The organism is Faecalibacterium prausnitzii, assembly GCF_003324185.1.
GTDB classification, from domain to species: Bacteria; Bacillota; Clostridia; order Oscillospirales; family Ruminococcaceae; genus Faecalibacterium; species Faecalibacterium prausnitzii.
The window spans coordinates 51,421-69,145 of sequence record NZ_PXUP01000003.1; the positions used below are offsets into that span (position 1 = coordinate 51,421).

A 17,725-nucleotide genomic window follows, 5' to 3' on the forward strand; every position below is an offset into this window, starting at 1 on the left:
TTGCTGAATCCTTAACAATTGTAGCGTAGAAAAATGCTGTTTACAATTCAAGTTTATCATATTATAATTAAGGAAAACCTAATGTATTTAGGAGGAAGGAAAGAATGAACCAGAGCGCGATGGCGGGCTTTGTAAAGATCGTGGAGATGAACAGCTTTTCTGCGGCGGCAGAGGCGCTGTATCTTTCACAGTCGGCACTTTCGCAGCAGATCCGCACGCTGGAAGGGCAATTGCAGTTTGAACTGTTCCAGCATGTGCCGCGCCGTGTGGTGCTGACCCCGGCGGGATGGGATTTTTACCCCAAGGCAAAGCAGCTGCTGGAATTGTACGATGAGGCGGTGCATCATGCGCAGGCAGTAAAGCTGAATGCAAATCCACCCAAACGGCATCTACTGATCGGACATCAGAATATGCCGCTGCAAATGCTAGGCTTTGACCTGTTTGCCGCTACAGGGGAGTTGAGCAACCGCTTTTCTCCTATAATGCACCGCTGTGCCAGCATAAAGGATGTCTGGAGGGCGTTGCTGAATGATGAGATCGATCTTTCATTACAGATCGAGTGTGCAGAGATCGCGGCGCGAGGCTTGCACTTTTATCCGGTAGTGTATATGCCAGAGATCGGCGTCCCATTTCATACGCCGCCGGAGGTGCCCCGTGGATATATTACGCTGGAACAGGCGGTGCAGTATCGGTGGATGTTTGCAGAAACACCAGAGCAGTCACTGTATGAGACCGCATTGCTGCACGAGGCTGCGAGACGGCAGGCAGAAATCATTCGCAGCGTAAAAAGTGTACAGTATGAACTGCCCAGCCTGATGCTGACCCCGGCAGTGTACTACCGCAGACCGGATCCTTCACAGGTGTTTATTCTGGATTGGAACAAGGGAATGCGGTTTGGTATTGTTACGAAAGCGGAGCCGGACTCGGTGGTGATGGCCTATGTCCGCGCCTTGCAGCAACAGCTGCCGTCCCTCTCGGAAAAGCTGTTCGGCCTGAAGCTGGAACCGGTGGAGGAATCATAAAGAAAAGACGAAAAAACTTTCAGGCACGACAGATGTAGAAAAGCTCCCCCTCTCGGGGGAGCTGGCATCGCGCAGCGATGACTGAGAGGGGAATGCAAAGAGCACCTATTGCCCTAAAAAGGCAACAGGTGCTCTTTTTTCAGTTATATTGCGATAACAGGTGCTTTAATCCACCACGTCCTCGAACTGGCTGTTGTACAGGTCAGCGTAGAAGCCGCCGGCCTCGATCAGCTGGTCGTGGGTGCCCTGCTCCACAATGTCACCGTCCCGCATCACAAGGATGAGGTCGGCATCCCGGATGGTGGAAAGGCGGTGGGCGATGACAAAGCTGGTGCGCCCCTCCATTAGGCGGTCCATGGCGGTCTGGATGCGCTGCTCGGTGCGGGTATCCACGCTGCTGGTAGCCTCGTCCAAAATCAGGATGCGGTTATCTGCCAGAATGGTGCGGGCGATGGTAAGCAGCTGCTTCTGCCCCTGACTGACGTTGGAGGCGTCCTCGTTCAGCTCCATCTGGTAGCCGCCGGGCAGGGTGCGGATAAAGTGGTCGGCGTTGGCAGCCTTTGCGGCGGCGATCACCTCTTCATCGGTGGCGTCCAGCCGGCCGTAACGGATGTTCTCCATGATGGTGCCCTTGAACAGCCATGTGTCCTGCAGCACCATGCCAAAGCCCTCGCGCAGGGCGCTGCGGTCAAAGTCCCGCACATCGTGGCCGTTCAGGGTGATAGAACCGGCGTCCACATCGTAAAAGCGCATCAGCAGCTTGACCATGGTGGTCTTGCCCGCACCGGTGGGGCCTACGATGGCTACCTTCTGGCCGGGCTGCACTGTGCAGCTGAAGTCGTGGATAACAGTCTTGTCCGGGGTGTAGCCGAAGCGCACATGGTCAAAGGTGACCTGTCCGTCAATGTCGGCGGGGTCGGCGCGGCGGGCGGGGTCTGCCAGCTGCTCTTCCTCCGGCTCGTTCAAAAACTCGAACACCCGCTCGGCGGCAGCGGCCATGCTCTGCAGCATATTGGATACCTGCGAAAGCTGCTGGATGGGCTGGGTAAAGTTTTTGACATACTGGATAAAGGCCTGAATATCACCAATGGTGATAACGCCGTTTGCAGCAAAAATGCTGCCCACGATGGCCACTGCCACATAGCCCAGGTTGCCCACAAAGTTCATGATGGGCATCATAAGGCCCGAGAGGAACTGGCTCTTCCATGCGGATTCGTACAGCTTATCGTTGGCGGCGTTGAAGTCAGCCAGCACCACGGCTTCGCGGTTAAAGGCCTTGACCACGTTGTGGCCGGCGTAGACCTCCTCGACCTGACCGTTGACCACGCCCAGCGTGGCCTGCTGTGCCTTGAAGTACTTCTGGCTGAACTTGACCACCACCAGCACCAGCGCCAGCGATACCGGTAAGATCAGCAGGGCAATCAGGGTCATGCGGGGACTGATGGAAAGCATCATCACCAGCACACCGATCATGGTGGTCACGCTGGTGATCAGCTGGGTGATGCTCTGGTTCAGGCTCTGACCCAGTGTGTCCACATCGTTGGTGATGCGGGAGAGCACCTCGCCCACGGTGCGCTTTTCAAAGTACGCCAGCGGCAGGCGGTTGATCTTTTCACTGATCTGGCGACGGAAGTCGTAGCAGACCTTCTGAGAAAGGCCGGTCATCAGCCAGCCCTGAATAAAGCTGAAGGCGCTGCTCAGCAGGTACATCCCCAACAAAAACAGCAGGATGCGGCCGATATACACAAAATCAATGCTGCCGGTGCCGCGCAGCCGGGCGATCCAGCCGGTGGCAAGGGCGGTGGTGGCCTTTGCCAGCACCTTGGGGCCTGCAATGTTGAAGATGGTGGACAGAATAGCAAACAGCATGGCTGCCGTAAGGGGCAGCTTGTAGTGGCTCATGGTGCGGATGAGCTGCCGCAGCGTGCCTTTAAAGTTTTTGGCGCGCTCGGTGGTGGGACGTCCGGGTCTGGGCATATCACTCACCCTCCTTTTCTGTATTCAGGGTATCCAGCGCCAGCTCCTTCTGGCTCAGCTGGCTGCGGGCGATCTCCTGATATTCCGGGCAGCTGACCATCAGCTGGGCGTGGGTGCCCTTGCCCACCAGCCTGCCTTCGTCCAGTACAAGGATCTGGTTTGCGTGCAGCACGGTGGAAATGCGCTGTGCCACAATGATCACAGTGGCGTTGTCGGTCTGTGCCTTCAAAGCGCGGCGCAGCGTTACATCGGTCTTGTAGTCCAGCGCCGAGAAGCTGTCGTCAAACAGATAGACCTTGGGATTTTTGGCAATTGCCCGGGCAATGGAAAGCCGCTGCTTCTGGCCGCCGGATACGTTGGAGCCGCCCTGTGCAATGGGGCTTTGGTAGCCTTCGGGCTTTGCCTCGATAAAATCAGTGGCCTGTGCAATGGCGGCGGCTTTGTGCACCTGTGCATCGGTGATATCCTCGCCGCCGAATTTCAGGTTGCTGTCAATGGTGCCGCTGAACAGCACACCCTTCTGGGGCACATAGCCCAGCAGGTCGTGCAGCTGTGCCTGTGGCATCTCGCGCACGTCAATGCCGTCCACGGTCACCTTGCCGCCGGTCACATCGTAAAAGCGGGGGATCAGGTTGAGCAGGGTGGACTTGCCGCAGCCGGTGGAGCCGATGATGGCGGTAGTCTCGCCGGGCTTTGCGGTAAAGCTGATGTGTTCCAGCGCATCGCTGTCTGCACCGGGGTAACGGAAGCTCACGTCCTCGAACTGCACAACGCCCTGCCAGTCGGTGTGCGCCTGTGCAGCTTTTGCGGTGGCTTCGTCCGGGTCGTGGATGGAGGCTTTGGTGCGGATGACCTCGTCAATACGATCCGCAGCCACACCGGCGCGGGGCAGCATGACGGCCACCATGGCCAGCATCAGGAAGGACATGACGATCTGCATGGTGTAGGTGATAAAGGCAATCATTTCGCCCACCTGCATGGTGCCGGCATCCATGGCCTTGCCGCCGAACCAGACGATGAGCAGGCTGGTGCCGTTCATGATCAGGGTCATAAAGGGCATCATAGCCACCATGGCGCGGTTTGTGAACAGCTGGGTGCCCATCAGTTCCCGGTTGGCCTTGTCAAAGCGCTGCTCCTCAAACTTTTCGCGGCTGAAGGCGCGCACCGGCATGATGCCGGTCAAAATTTCGCGGCTGACCAGATTTAGCCGGTCCACCAGCTGCTGCATCACCTTGAATTTTGGCATGGCAACGCTCATCAGGAAAATGATGAGCAACAGCAGGATGGCCACGTCCAGCACCACGATCCAGGAAAGGCCGGAGCTGCTGCCCACAACGTGCAGCACGCCGCCAATGCCCAGAATGGGCGCGTAGGCCACCATGCGCAGCAGGATGACGCAGACGAACTGCACCTGCTGGATATCGTTGGTGGTGCGGGTGATGAGGGAGGCGGTGGAAAAATTCTCGATCTCTGCATTGGAGAAGCCGATAACGCTGGAGAAGGTCTCCCGGCGCAGGTCGCGGCCGATGGCGGCAGATACCCGGGAGGCAAGGAAGCCCACGGCCACAGCCACGACCACCATCAGCAGAGTAAGGGCAAGCATCTGGCCGCCCACCCGGAACAGGTAACCCATCTGCACATTCCGTGCAACGCCCTGTGCCTCGTATTCCAGCTGCACCAGCAGCAAAGACTGGCTTTTCAGGTTTTCCAGCAGGGTGCTGTCCATCTGGCTCATGGCACTGTCCAGCTGCTTTTGCAGCATACTGCGGTCAAAACCGGGCATCTGGCTCATGGCGGCAAACTGGCTGCAAACGGTGTCCAGATCTGCTGCCGTGGGGGTAACGGTCTCGGTGTCGGTGTCCGCAGCGGCAGAGGGCATCTCGGCAAGGCCGGTCATGCCCATGCTGTTCTGCCCAGCGGGGGTGTTGGCGGCCTGTGCGGCAGCCATATACAGCACGATGTCCGGGGTGGTCACGGCGTCCTCCAGTGCGGTGCGCTCGTCCTCGGTCAGGTCAGAGCGCAGCTGCAGCACGCCATCGTCCTGCAGGTAGTACTGGTAGGCGTTTTGCAGCTTTTGTGCATCCTCTTCGCTCATCAGCAGGCTCAGCGTGTCCAGCGTGCTCTTGCGCAGCGTCTGGGGCAGGGGACTTTCAATGCCGCCCTGCTGGATGCCGGTGTCCACGATCTTGCTGGTGTAGTCCGGCAGTGCAAGGTCGCAGTACGCCTGCACGAACAGCAGCGCGAACACCACAAGGCAGACCGCCCAGTGCCGGGCCAGCTGCTTAAAGATCTTTGTCATGGTTCGTTTCTCCCTTCGGGTCAATGTTGCGCGCGGCATTTTCCGCAAGAATGGCATCCATCAGCGCGCCGCGCAGCGCGTCCATCTGGGCTACCTGCTCCGGCTCTAACCGTGCCAGCACGCTGGCAAAGTAGTCGCGCAGAGCCTGCTCACACTGGTGGCACAGCTCATACCCCTTGGGGGTGACGCGCACCAGCGTTTTGCGGCGGTCGGCGGGGTCCGGTTCCCGCACCACAGTGCCGTCCTGCTCCATCAGCCGCAGCCCGCGCGAGACCGCCGGCAGCGGCTGACGGATCTCTCGGGCAAGGTCGGAGACATAGATAGCGCCGTCCTTTCCGTGGCAGTTGATGGAATGCAGCAGGCCTTCCAGCATATTAAAGTGGCATTTGGGGCAATCAGCCAGCGCCGCCCGCATCCCGGCCTTGGATGCCTTGCTCAGCTGCCCGATATAGTGGCACATCCCCTGAAAGCTGGGGGTGCTTGGCTCGGACACGACAGTCCCTCCTCGTTTGCATTTTTCAAATACTTAACAGATGTTAAGTATTAACGCCTGATAAGCATATTCCTTTTGCAGCCGGATTGCAAGGGAATGGGAAAATATTAAACAAAAATTCACAAAAAACTTGTAGGTTTTGTCAATGCGCAAACCGGCTCTCGCTGCATAAAAATAAAGGACAGGCAGAAACGGAGGGTGCGGATGGAGCAGGGATTCCAAGTGTTGTTACAGGTATTCGGCGGATTGGCGCTGTTTTTATATGGAACGGACAGCCTGTGCAGGGCAGTACAGCAGGGAGCGGGCAGGCGGCTGCGCAGTTTGCTGGCGCGGTGCACCGCAAACCCGGCGGCAGGGCTGCTGAGCGGGGCGGCGGTCACGGCGGTGCTGCAAAGCAGCTCGGCGGTCACGGTCATGGTGATTGCCTTTCTGGCGGCGGGGCTGTTGCAGCTGCGGCAGGCGGTGCCGGTGGTGTTCGGAGCGAACATCGGCACAACGGTCACGGCGCAGCTGCTGGCGTTCCGGGTGGAAAGCTGGCGGTATCTGCTGCTGTTTGGCGGGGTGCTGCTCTGTCTGGCCTGTAAAGGCTGGCGGGGCCGCTGCGTGGGCGAGGCAGTGTTCGGCTTCGGACTGCTGTTTGAGGGCGTTACGGTGATGCGCAGCGCCATGGAACCGCTGCTGCAAAGCCCTCTGCTCCGGCTGGAGCTTGCCCGGGTGCAGCAAAGTCCCATGCACGGGCTGCTGGCGGGCGTCTGCATGACCTTAACGGTGCAAAGCAGCTCTGCCACAGTGGCGCTGCTGCAAAGCATGACGGCGCAGCCCGGGGCAGACGGCGTGCACAGCCTGCTGGGGCTGACGGCGGCCATTCCCATTTTGCTGGGGGATAACATCGGCACCACCATCACGGCGGTGCTTGCCGCCATCGGGCAGGGAAGAGACGCCAAGCGGGTGGCGGCAGCCCACGCCATTTTTAACCTGAGCGGAGCGGCGGTGTGCTGCGCACTCTTGCAGCCCTTTGCGGCGCTGGTGCGGCTGTGCTCGCCCGCAGGGGTGGAGTGCGCCGTGATCGCCCGGCAGATCGCCAACGCACACACCTTATTTAACGTACTGTGCGCGCTGGTGTGGCTGCCCCTGACCGGGCAGATGGTGCGGCTGGTCTGCGCGCTGCTGCCCGATAAAAAACGCCCGCAAGAACGGTTGTAAACCGGAGCGGGGAATGGTATACTGAAGCAGACAATACTATTATATATAAAGGATGGAATGCAATGAAACGGAAAATCGGCAGGCTGTGCATGGTGCTGGGCGCGGTGCTGATCTTATGCGCCGCCGGGTTGCTGGGCTACAACCGGTGGGATGCCGCCCGGGCAGAAAAGGCTTCGCAGGAAGTATTGGGCGAGCTGGAGCAGACCATGCAAAAGACCATTACGGAGCACCAGCAGGAAAACGAGACTGCAGCCCCGCAGCCGGTGCTGGACCCGACGCAGGAGATGACCACTGTGGAGGTGGAAGGGCGGGACTACATCGGGGTGCTTTCCATCCCGGCGGTAGAACGGGAGCTGCCGGTGATGGCGCAGTGGAGCTACGCCGGGCTGAAGATCGCCCCCGGGCGGTACAGCGGCACCACCTATGGCGATGATCTTGTGATCTGCGGCCACAACTACGCAATGCACTTCAGCCCCATCAAGTGGCTGGCCATCGGCAGTTCGGTCTATTTTACGGATGCGGACGGTCTGCGCTGGAGCTATGAGGTGGAGAGCGTGGAGACTTTGCGCCCCACCCAGATCGAGGAGATGACCACCGATACCGAGACGGACAACTGGGATCTGACCCTGTTCACCTGCACCTCCGGCGGCGGTTCCCGCTACGCGGTGCGCTGTGTGCGGACAGGCTACCCCGTCCGTGTGACGGACGCGGCAGAATAATGCTTTGCACAGCAGGATGATTTGGAAGGGCTTCCGCTTTGCTATAGCCATTATCAGCGGAAAATTTATTTTTAATTTCAGGATAGCGGAGCGTCTGCGGACGCTCCGCTATCCCATTTTCACAGTAGTGGGTCGTGACGGAAAACGGCAGCTCCAGCGCCTGTTTCCTGCGGAAATGCGGCGCTGCGGGGACTGCCAAAGACCTGATCTCCGAGGAAAATGGCCGTGTACAGCGTGAGCAGACTGGGGAGCATACGCTGTTTTTTACGCAAAAATCCGCAAAAACGTTTGAAAGTCCTTTTTATGGTATCTGAATTATGCGATACTGTGTTCACTGGGAAAGCCCCGGAACAAAACAGAAACACAGGAGGGAAACACCATGAAGGATTTTGAGTTGCGTTATGTGGGCAGTCATGTGGAGGTATACACCGGCAGTGGTGTGTTCCTGTTTTCGGCCGACACAGTGCGGGAGGCCATGGAAGAGCTGGCCGGGTAAGCGGCGGCATATCGCATCTGGGAAAGCTGAATGTAAAATGTATGTAAAATAACGGAAATCTTTTTGCTTGCCGCCCGGAAATATGTTGCGGAATGTGTAAAAAAAGTAACTTTCCTGTAAAATAAACCTTGTTGAGACGCCCCCTTTGATGGTATAATAAAAGTAAGCGGCTTCCGGAACAGGGCAGGCGTTGCGCGTGCAAGGTTCCGACGGCTGTGTGCTGTAAAGGATTAAAAGGGAAGTTTCATATTAGGAGTATCGTTATGGATATCACACACATTACCTCTCTGCTGGGCGGCGTTGCGCTGTTCCTGTACGGCATGTCCATCATGGGCGCCGGTCTGGAAAAGCTGGCAGGCGGCAAGATGCAGGGCGTATTGCAAAAGCTTACCTCCTCTACCATCAAAGGCGTGATCTTCGGCACACTGATCACCGGCGTCATCCAGTCGTCGGCTGGTACGGTGGTTATTTGTGTCGGTCTGGTCAACTCCGGTATCATGACACTGACGCAGTCGGTAGGCGTGATCATGGGTGCAAATATTGGTACTACGGTAACAGGTCAGTTGATCCGCATGGCGGATATCTCAGGCGACAGCCTGTGGCTGACCTTGATCCAGCCCAAGACCTTTGCCCCCGTGGTGGCGTTTATTGGCTGCATTTTTTATGTGTTCCTGCGCAATGCCAAAAAGAAGAATATCGGCCAGATCATGCTGGGCTTCGGCATTTTGTTTACCGGCATGAGCCTGATGGATACCGGCGTTGCTCCCCTGCGGGAGAGCGCCGTCTTTCAGAATCTGTTTGTCACCATGACCAACCCCATTCTGGGCGTTCTGGTGGGCGTGGTGGTCACCGTGATCATCCAGTCCTCCTCCGCTTCGGTGGGTATTCTGCAGGCACTGTCCAGCACAGGGCTTGTCACCTTCAGCTCTGCCATTCCCATCATTCTGGGTGCACATATCGGTACGGCGTTCACCCCGCTGCTCACCATCGGCGGCTCCTCCAAGGATGGTAAGCGGGCAGCGCTCATCCACCTGTACTTCAACGTCATCGGCAGTGTGATCCTGCTGGCGCTGATCTATGCGGTGCAATTCACCATCGGCATCCCCATGTGGGGCGATGTGATGAACAAGAGCTCCATTGCAAACATCCATACCTTGTCCAGCGTATGCGCCATGCTGCTGTTCCTGCCTTGCAGCGGAGTGCTGAGCCGCTTGGCGATGCTCACGGTGCCCAGCAGCGTGGAGGAAGCACAGGAGCTGAGCATGCCGGTGCTGGACGAGCGTCTGTACAAGAGCCCGGCAGTGGCCTTGCAGCAGGCGAAGAATGCGGTGATCAAGATGTCTCGCCGCGCCGCCCGCAACGTGGGTCTGGCCGCGCCGCTGCTTTTGAAAATGGACGAGGAGACCGTGAGCGCCATTAAGGTACGCGAGAACCTGATCGACCGCATGGAGGTGGAGATCACCAACTACCTGATCAAACTGACCGATCAGGAGCTGGGCGACGACGAAAGCCACGCGGTGACCGAGCTGCTGAATTTTGTCACCGAGTTCGAGCGTATCGGCGACTATGCCGTGAACATCATGGAAAAGGCCGAGGAGCTGTACGACAAGGAAGCCAGCTTCAGCGAGAGCGCCAAAAAGGAACTGCAATTGCTGGATGCCGCATTGGAGCGCATTCTGGTTCTGACGGACGAGGCCTTTGAAAACGATGATGTCCAGAAGGCTGCACAGGTGGAGCCGCTGGAGGAGATCATTGATGTGATGGTGGAGCGTCTGCGCGACCAGCACATCCTCCGTCTGAAGGACGGGATCTGCTCCATCGACACCGGCGTGGTGTTCCTGGATGTGCTGAACAACGCCGAGCGTATCTCCGACCACTGCTCCAACATTGCGGTGCGCATGGTGGGCATGGAGGCCGGCGATGATTACGACTCTCACACCCTGAAAAACATCATGCACCACAGCCCCAGCAAGGACTATATGCTGGAGTACGAGCAGTGCCGCAAGGAATACCTTGTGCCGCTGGAAGAAATGGAAGCCTGAATCATATAAATGCAACGAGCCGCTGCACATCGTGCAGCGGCTCGTTGCATTTACTCCCCCAAATCCTCCAGCAGCAGGTCCAGCTCCCGGGGGCTGTTGACCACAAGCCCGCGCTTGATGCGTAAGGCGTCGTTTTCGGGCAGAAGATTGGTGTAGATGCCGGTCACGCGGATCAGGGTGCCCGGGGTACCGTCGGCGCGGCAGGTGTACACCGCCACCCGCCCGCCGCTGTCTTGCAGGCAGTAGCGGGCAGTGTTCGTCTGGGGCACTGCCTGCGCGGCAAGGCTCAGGGGAGAGGCGGGGTCGGTCTCAGACCCGGCGGGGCTTTGGGACAGCGGCAGCTTTGGCAGCGCCATCCAGAACAGACTGAATACAATGGTGAATACGCAAAGCCCGTAGAACAGGCAGACAGACAGCTTGCGCATAAAAAACACTCCCTTCCCCGGTAAGTATGCCCCGTTTTGGCGGATGGCAGACAATTTTCACACGCAGATACTGTACTTTCCACAAGAGAGTGTGTTATACTATTTATATCTGCTCAGCGCGCAAAGATTGGTTCTTGCCCGGCTGGGGCTTGCGTGCTATAATATGGTATTGCAGTTTGAAATTTCGTGTCACAAACGTTGTGGATAAAGCCCGGTGCAGCTATGCCCGGCAACAGTCTTGAAATGTCAGGAGGCGATCCCTATCTCCAACAATGAGATGAGAAAGATCCACCGGGGCGGCGAGGAGCAGCCTGCCCGCCCGGTGGGACGTAAGGTCAATGTTTCCCAGAGCCGCCGCGAAGCACGCCCCGCAGCGGAAAACCGTACCCGCGCGCCCAAGGCACCCAAAAGCCCCAAGCCGCCAAAGGAAAAGAGCAAGCATCCCATCCTGCGGTTCATTGGCCGCACCGTCGCTACGGTGCTCTGCCTTGGCATCATGCTGGGCAGCGTGGTGGCCGTGGGCATGGTGTTCTATGTGGTGCAGGCTACTGCCAACGACGGTGACCTGCTGGACTTGGACAACATTCAGCTGAGCCAGTCCAGTATGGTGGTAGCTACCGACCCGGATACCGGCGCACAGGTGGAGTATGCCACCCTGCGCTCTTCCAACAGCCACCGCGTTTGGGCAGACCTTGAGCAGATCCCCTCCAATTTGCAGTATGCCTTCATCTGCACCGAGGATAAGGACTTCTACTCAGAGCCTGGCGTCAACTTCAAGCGCACCATCGGCGCAATGATCAATGAGTATCTGCTGCCCATTTACAGCTCCAAGCAGGGCGCATCCACACTGGAACAGCAGCTCATCAAGAACCTGACCGATGACAACAGCGCCAGCGGTATCGATGGCGCATTGCGCAAGGTGCGCGAGATCTACCGCGCCCTCTGCCTGAGCCGCAGCTACTCCAAGGAGACCATTCTGGAGGCGTACCTGAACACCATCAGCTTTACCGGCACCATTCAGGGTGTGCAGACGGCGGCCAACGAATACTTCAACAAGGACGTCAGCCAGCTGAGCCTGTGGGAGTGCGCCACCATTGCATCTATTACCAAAAACCCCACCAACTATAACCCCTATACGAACCCCGAAAATCTGATCCACCGCCGCAACTTCATCATGTACAATATGTGGCAGCAGGGTGTGATCAGCGAGGAGGACTACCGCAACGGCGCTGCACAGCCCCTTGTGCTGGCCGAAGAAGACAGCGGCAAAAAGCCCAGCACCGTCACCTCCTACTTCACCGATGCACTGTTCAACGAGGTCGTGCAGGACATCATGACCAAGGAGGGCATCAGCGAGTCCGAGGCACAGAAGCTGCTCTACACCGGCGGCTTTACCATCGAAGCCACTGTCAACACCAAGCTGCAGTCCCAGATGGAAAACCTGATGCTGAACACCGACGATGCCTACTTCCCGGCGGGCTGGCATGAGGAAGAGGTCACCTCTATTTCGGACGATGATGTGCAGGTGTTCAACGAAGACGGTACCCCCAAGACCCGCACCGGCGAAGATGGCACCGTCTACTATTACCGCAACGTGCGCACGCAGGCTGCTATGGTCACGCTGGACTATGACGGCAATGTGCTGGCCATTGCGGGCGGCCTGGGCGAAAAGACCAAGAGCCTTTCCCTGAACCGCGCCTATAATGTGGAGCGGCAGACCGGTTCTACCATCAAGCCCATCGGTGCCTATGCGCTGGGCATTGAGTACGGTCTGGTCAACTGGTCCACCATGCTCAACAACTCCCCCCTGTACCAGAAGCAGGATATGATCATCCGGGACGAGGACTACTGCCGCAAGAATGGCCTGATGGGGCTCTCCGACAAGCAGCTCCGCGCTTACCCCAACGCATGGCGCAGCTGGCCGCGCAACTACGGCGGCAACTATGGCGACGGCAGCGATCTCCCGCTGTGGAACGGCCTTGCCCGCTCGCTGAATACCATCGCAGTCCGCGTGGGCGACCTTGTGGGCGCAAGCAATATCTTCAACTTCGTCTACAACACCCTGCAGCTGAATACGCTGGACCCCACCAACGATGTGGGTCTGGCGCAGATGGTCATGGGCAGCCAGACCAAGGGTGTTACGCCCATGGCGCTGGCCGCAGCCTTCCAGATCTTCTATGACGGCGAGTACACCACCCCGCACCTGTACACCCGTGTGCTGGACCGGGAAGGCAACATCTATCTGGAAAACAACGCCACCAGCTATCAGGCACTGACCCCCGATACCGCTTATGTCATGAACCGTCTGCTGAAGAACGTTCTGTTCTCCAGCGTAGGTACTGCCAGCGGCCGCTACCCCAACTCCAACGGCATGGAGGCCTTTGGTAAGACCGGTACTGCCAGCGACGAAAAGGATCTGTGGTTCGTGGGCGGCACGCCCTACTATGTCACCGCTGTGTGGTGGGGATATGATGCACCTTACGATATGACCAAGACTCTGTCCAAGCAGCAAGCCAAGACCCGCACCTGTGTTATGGCGTGGAAGGCACTGATGGAGCAGGCACAGGCAGACCTGCCCTATAAGGCATTCCCCACCTCCGCAGGCGTGGTGGAGCGCCGTTACTGCACCCAGAGCGGATTGCTGGCCGGTGCAGGCTGCCCGAGCACTGCCGTGGGCTACTACCGTGCCGATGACCTGCCCGATACCTGCACCTATTCCCATGCCGCACCGCAGGCTGCTGCCCCTGCCGAGAACACAGACGATGCTGTGCCTACCCAGCCGGTCATCCCCACCGATACCAGCGCACTGGACACGGAATAAGGACAAAAATCGTACTTTTTCACCCCTTTGCTGAAAAATCCGGCAAGGACAGGGCGCACTTCACAAGACAAAACTGGACAAAGTGACAAAATAGCATCCGGGCACTTGCATTGCAGGGGTTCGGATGCTATTATATTTTCTACAAGAACACTTGTGTTTGAGAGGTGAACAAGTTGGAACGCCGTTTTTATCTGGTGGATGCGCAGGTGCTGCCGGAGGTTTTTCTCAAGGTGGTACGCGCCAAGGAGCTGCTGGCCAGCGGCGAAGCCCGCAGCATTTCGGCTGCGACCCGCGCCGTAGAGCTTTCGCGCAGTGCATTTTATAAGTATAAGGATTGTATCTTTGATTCAGAGAACGGCCGTGAGGTCATCACGGTCATGGCCACCCTGCGGGACGAGACCGGTGCACTGCAAAGCCTTCTGGCCGGCATCAGCGCCGCAGGTGCCAGTATTGTGACCATCAACCAGTCCACCCCGGAGAATGGGGCTGCGCTGGTGGCGGTCACCATCCGCACCGATACCATGCAGATGTCCCCGGAGGAGTTGACCGAGAAGCTTTCGCGCCAGCGCATGGTGGTGAGTGTGCGCTGTGGGTATAACCTGTAACAAAACAGGAAACGAGGGAAAGAGAGTATGGCTAAAATTGCAATTCTGGGCTTTGGCACGGTGGGCAGCGGCGTATACGAGGTGCTGTGCCACAATGCTGCAAGCGTCTCCCGCCGGGCTGGCGAACCGGTGGAGGTAAAATATATTCTGGATCCGAAGGATTTTACCGGCAACCCGGTGGAGCCTTTGGTGGTCAAGAATATCGACGTGATCCTGCAGGACCCGGAGATCCGGGTGGTGGTGGAGACCATCGGCGGTACCCGCTTTGCTTACCCCTACGTCAAGGCGTGTCTGGAGAGCGGCCGTAGCGTGTGCACCTCCAACAAGGAGATGGTGGCCACCTACGGTGCAGAGCTGCTGGCACTGGCCAAGGAGCACGACTGTGCCTTCCTGTTCGAGGCCTCTGTGGGCGGCGGTACGCCCATCATCACCCCCATGCACCAGTGCCTGGCGGCCAACGTCATCACCGAGGTGGAGGGCATCGTGAACGGTACCACCAACTTCATGCTCACCAAGATGGTGCGGGAGGGACTGGGCTTTGAGGATGCGCTGCAAATTGCGCAGGAGCTGGGTTACGCAGAGACCAAGGACCCCAGCGATGACGTGGACGGCCGCGACGCCTGCCGCAAGATCGCCATCCTGTCCTCCATGGTGTGCGGCCACCAGATCTACCCCCAGAACATCCCCACCCGGGGCATCCGCGCCATTACCGCCGCCGATGTGGCCAGCGCCGAAAAGCTGGGCTGCGTTATCAAGCTGATCGCATGGATGAAGCTTGGCAAGGACGGCAGCGTGGCCGCCGGTGTAGAGCCGTGTCTGGTGCCCAAGGCAAACCAGCTGGCCAGCGTGGACGATGTGTTCAACGCGGTGCTGGTCAAGGGCGATATGCTGGGCGATGTGGTGTTCTACGGCAAGGGCGCAGGCAAGCTGCCTACCGCCAGCGCTGTGGTGGCAGACGTGGTGGATGCGCTGAAAAACGGCGCACAGGTGCACGACAGCCTGTTCTGGCAGCCTGCGGACCCGGTGGACGGCATGCTCACCGACCCGGCTCCTGCTGCATATTATGTGCGTGTGGCGGGCATTGCACCCGCTGTGGTGGAGGCCATCTACGGCTACGGCAAAGTGGTGGATGAGCGGTACGAGGGCTGCGCCTACTTTGTGAAGCGCACCGATGAACGTGCGCTGGCAGAGGCCGCGCGCAAGGTGGAGGCCGTGGGCGGCAGCGTGAAGCTGGTGCTCAAGCGTCTGCCCGAGGAAGTGTAACGGAAAGGAACTGCGGCAATGAAGATCAAGGTTTCGGTCCCTGCCACCAGCGCCAACGTGGGCTCCGGCTTCGATGCGCTGGGTCTGGCAGTTACGTTGTACAACACGGTTACCTTTGAGGACAGCGAGGTGCTGGAGATATCGGCATCGGACGGCACCCGCATCCCCCGGGGCGAGTCGAATCTCGTGTACCGCTCCGCCAAGGGTCTGTTCGAAAAGGTTGGCAAGCAGATCCCGCCCCTTAAGATCACCCAGACGAACCCCATCCCCATGGCACGGGGTCTGGGCTCTTCTTCGGCCTGCATCATCGCGGGTCTGCTGGGCGCAAACCGGATGCTGGGCGATGTGCTCAACACGCAGGAGCTGCTCACGCTGGCAACTGCCATTGAGGGACACCCCGATAACGTGGCTCCGGCACTGCTGGGCGGCCTGACCAGCAGCGTGTTCGAGGACGGCAAGGTGTATTCGGTCAAGCGGAATGTGGATGAAAGCCTCTGCTTTGCTGCCATCGTGCCGGACTACAAGCTGCTGACCGAGGCAGCCCGCGCTGCCCTGCCTAAAGAGGTATCCCATAAGGACGCGGTGTATAACCTGTCCCGTGCGGCGCTGGTGCCCGCAGCTTTCTGCGAGGGGCGGCACGACCTGCTGGCCATTGCCACCGAGGATAAGCTGCACCAGCAGTATCGCATGCCCCTGATGCCCGGCTCCCGCGAGGTGTTCGATATGGCGCGGCTGTGCGGCGCAAAGGCCGTGTATGTGTCCGGTGCAGGCAGCACCGTCATGGCTGTGGCAGAAAAGGCCGAGGCCGAGAAGTTCTATTCCAAGCTGGAAAAAGGTCTGGAGCTGCTGGAAGGTCTGGACGGATGTGAAGCATTTACACTGTTGCAGCTGGATGCCGATAACACCGGCGCAACCGTGGAATGATAAATGGGTAAGGGAAGTGCAAGGACGCTTCCGCCCGGCAAGCCCCCCGCAAGCGCGGGGCGTTAAAGAGGAGAGTGACAAGATATGGCGTTGATCGTACAGAAATTCGGCGGTTCTTCCGTAAAGGACCGTGACCGTATCTTCAACGTTGCGCGGATCGTGGCCAACACCCACAACGCGGGCAATGACGTAGTGGTGGTAGTCTCCGCACAGGGCGACACCACCGATGACCTGATCGCCAAGGCAGGGGAGATCACCCATAACCCCTCGGCGCGTGAGATGGATATGCTGCTGGCCTCCGGCGAGCAGATCAGCATCGCACTGCTGGCCATGGCGCTGAACGAGCTGGGCTGCCATGCCATCAGCCTGACCGGCTGGCAGGCGGGCTTCCGTACCGACCGTGCCTACACCAAGGCGCGCATCACCCGGCTGGAGACCGAGCGGATCTCCTCCGAGCTGGAGCGCAACCGCGTGGTGGTGGTGGCAGGCTTCCAGGGCTTGAACAAGCTGGATGACATCACCACTCTGGGACGCGGCGGCTCCGACACCAGTGCTGTGGCGATTGCCGCTGCCCTGCACGCTGACCGCTGCCAGATCTACACGGATGTGGAGGGCGTTTATACCGCCGACCCGCGCAAGGTGAGCAACACCCGTAAGCTGGAGGAGATCACCTTTGACGAGATGCTGGAACTGGCATCTCTGGGCGCACAGGTGCTGAACAACCGCAGCGTGGAGCTGGCTAAAAAGTACAATGTGGAGCTGGAGGTGCTCTCCAGCCTGAACCCCATCCCGGGTACGGTGGTTAAGGAGGTTACAAAGGACATGGAAGGTATGCTGATCAAGGGTGTCGCCAAGGACACCGATGTTGCCGTTATCACGATTCTCAACGTTCCCGATGAGCCGGGCATGAGCTTTAGGATCTTCGGCCTGCTGGCACAGAAGAACATCAACGTGGACATCATTCTGCAGTCCACCGGCCGCGACGGCAAGAAGGACATCAGCTTTACCTGTTCCGAAGGCGAAGCCGAGCTGGCCATGCGTGTGCTGAAGGAAAGTGCACACTTCAGCGATGTCAGCGTGGACACCACCTGCGCTAAGGTCTCCATTGTGGGTGCCGGTATGCAGAGCCACAGCGGCGTTGCCTCCAAGATGTTCGAGGCAATGTCCAACAACAATATCAACATCAAAATGATCTCCACCAGCGAGATCAAGATCTCCTGCATCATCGACCGTGCAGACGCCGACAAGGCTGTCGGTGCCATCCACGATATGCTGTTTGACTGATCTGCGTAAAATTTTCAGTTATGGCCTGTCTGCTCCCTGCCGGGGGTGGGCGGGTCATAATTTTTTTACACACGGCGGCGTTTACACAAATTGCAAAGGGGTGTATAATATAGTTTGAATCTGTGCGGCGCACCGGCGCTGCAACAATGCCG

At 58.5% G+C, this 17,725-nt stretch carries 13 protein-coding genes; 9 read left to right on the forward strand and 4 right to left on the reverse strand.

Features of this window, described 5'->3' with window-relative positions:
* The first annotated feature begins 104 nt into the window (after window positions 1–104).
* A complete protein-coding gene (locus C7J97_RS02850; protein ID WP_113991983.1) occupies window positions 105–1,022 on the forward strand; it encodes a LysR family transcriptional regulator in 918 nt (305 codons plus the stop codon).
* Window positions 1,023–1,187: 165 nt separating this feature from the next.
* Here C7J97_RS02850 and C7J97_RS02855 read toward each other — a convergent pair whose 3' ends face one another.
* The 3 genes from C7J97_RS02855 to C7J97_RS02865 are packed head-to-tail and all read right to left on the reverse strand — an operon-like array spanning window position 1,188 to window position 5,791.
* The gene (locus tag C7J97_RS02855; RefSeq protein WP_113991984.1) at window positions 1,188–2,999 is read right to left on the reverse strand and encodes an ABC transporter ATP-binding protein; all 1,812 of its coding nucleotides are present in this window, start codon (window positions 2,997–2,999) and stop codon (window positions 1,188–1,190) included.
* Between the two features lies 1 nt (window position 3,000).
* A complete protein-coding gene (locus C7J97_RS02860; protein ID WP_113991985.1) occupies window positions 3,001–5,298 on the reverse strand; it encodes an ABC transporter ATP-binding protein in 2,298 nt (765 codons plus the stop codon).
* Window positions 5,282–5,791, reverse strand: coding sequence for a MarR family winged helix-turn-helix transcriptional regulator (locus C7J97_RS02865; protein ID WP_242983426.1), 510 nt, complete (start codon window positions 5,789–5,791; stop codon window positions 5,282–5,284). The genes C7J97_RS02860 and C7J97_RS02865 overlap by 17 nt, the downstream gene beginning before the upstream one ends.
* A 204-nt stretch (window positions 5,792–5,995) precedes the next feature.
* Between C7J97_RS02865 and C7J97_RS02870 the strand changes: the two genes are divergently transcribed.
* From C7J97_RS02870 to C7J97_RS02885, 3 genes are all read left to right on the forward strand, one after another.
* Window positions 5,996–6,994 (forward strand): Na/Pi cotransporter family protein, encoded by a 999-nt coding sequence (locus C7J97_RS02870; protein ID WP_113991986.1) that lies wholly within the window; start codon window positions 5,996–5,998, stop codon window positions 6,992–6,994.
* Between the two features lie 62 nt (window positions 6,995–7,056).
* Window positions 7,057–7,713, forward strand: coding sequence for a sortase (locus C7J97_RS02875; RefSeq protein WP_097785909.1), 657 nt, complete (start codon window positions 7,057–7,059; stop codon window positions 7,711–7,713).
* 759 nt (window positions 7,714–8,472) lie between these two features.
* Window positions 8,473–10,251, forward strand: a complete 1,779-nt coding sequence (locus C7J97_RS02885) for a Na/Pi cotransporter family protein (RefSeq protein ID WP_015537852.1) — start codon at window positions 8,473–8,475, stop codon at window positions 10,249–10,251.
* 50 nt (window positions 10,252–10,301) lie between these two features.
* Here C7J97_RS02885 and C7J97_RS02890 read toward each other — a convergent pair whose 3' ends face one another.
* Complete coding sequence (locus C7J97_RS02890; protein ID WP_097785911.1) at window positions 10,302–10,676, reverse strand: hypothetical protein; 375 nt, start codon at window positions 10,674–10,676, stop codon at window positions 10,302–10,304.
* A 277-nt stretch (window positions 10,677–10,953) separates the two neighbouring features.
* On the opposite strand from C7J97_RS02890, the gene C7J97_RS02895 reads away from it, so the two are divergent.
* From C7J97_RS02895 to C7J97_RS02915, 5 genes are all read left to right on the forward strand, one after another.
* Entirely contained in the window at window positions 10,954–13,497 is a 2,544-nt protein-coding gene (locus C7J97_RS02895) for a transglycosylase domain-containing protein (protein WP_113991988.1), read from the forward strand.
* Between the two features lie 164 nt (window positions 13,498–13,661).
* Window positions 13,662–14,102: an ACT domain-containing protein gene (locus C7J97_RS02900; RefSeq protein ID WP_097783589.1), complete on the forward strand. Its 441-nt coding sequence runs from the start codon at window positions 13,662–13,664 to the stop codon at window positions 14,100–14,102.
* Between the two features lie 27 nt (window positions 14,103–14,129).
* Window positions 14,130–15,365, forward strand: a complete 1,236-nt coding sequence (locus C7J97_RS02905) for a homoserine dehydrogenase (protein ID WP_113991989.1) — start codon at window positions 14,130–14,132, stop codon at window positions 15,363–15,365.
* 18 nt (window positions 15,366–15,383) lie between these two features.
* Window positions 15,384–16,289, forward strand: coding sequence for a homoserine kinase (gene thrB / locus C7J97_RS02910; RefSeq protein ID WP_005923334.1), 906 nt, complete (start codon window positions 15,384–15,386; stop codon window positions 16,287–16,289).
* Window positions 16,290–16,373: 84 nt separating this feature from the next.
* Complete coding sequence (locus C7J97_RS02915; protein ID WP_112121194.1) at window positions 16,374–17,573, forward strand: aspartate kinase; 1,200 nt, start codon at window positions 16,374–16,376, stop codon at window positions 17,571–17,573.
* The last annotated feature ends 152 nt before the right edge of the window (window positions 17,574–17,725 follow it).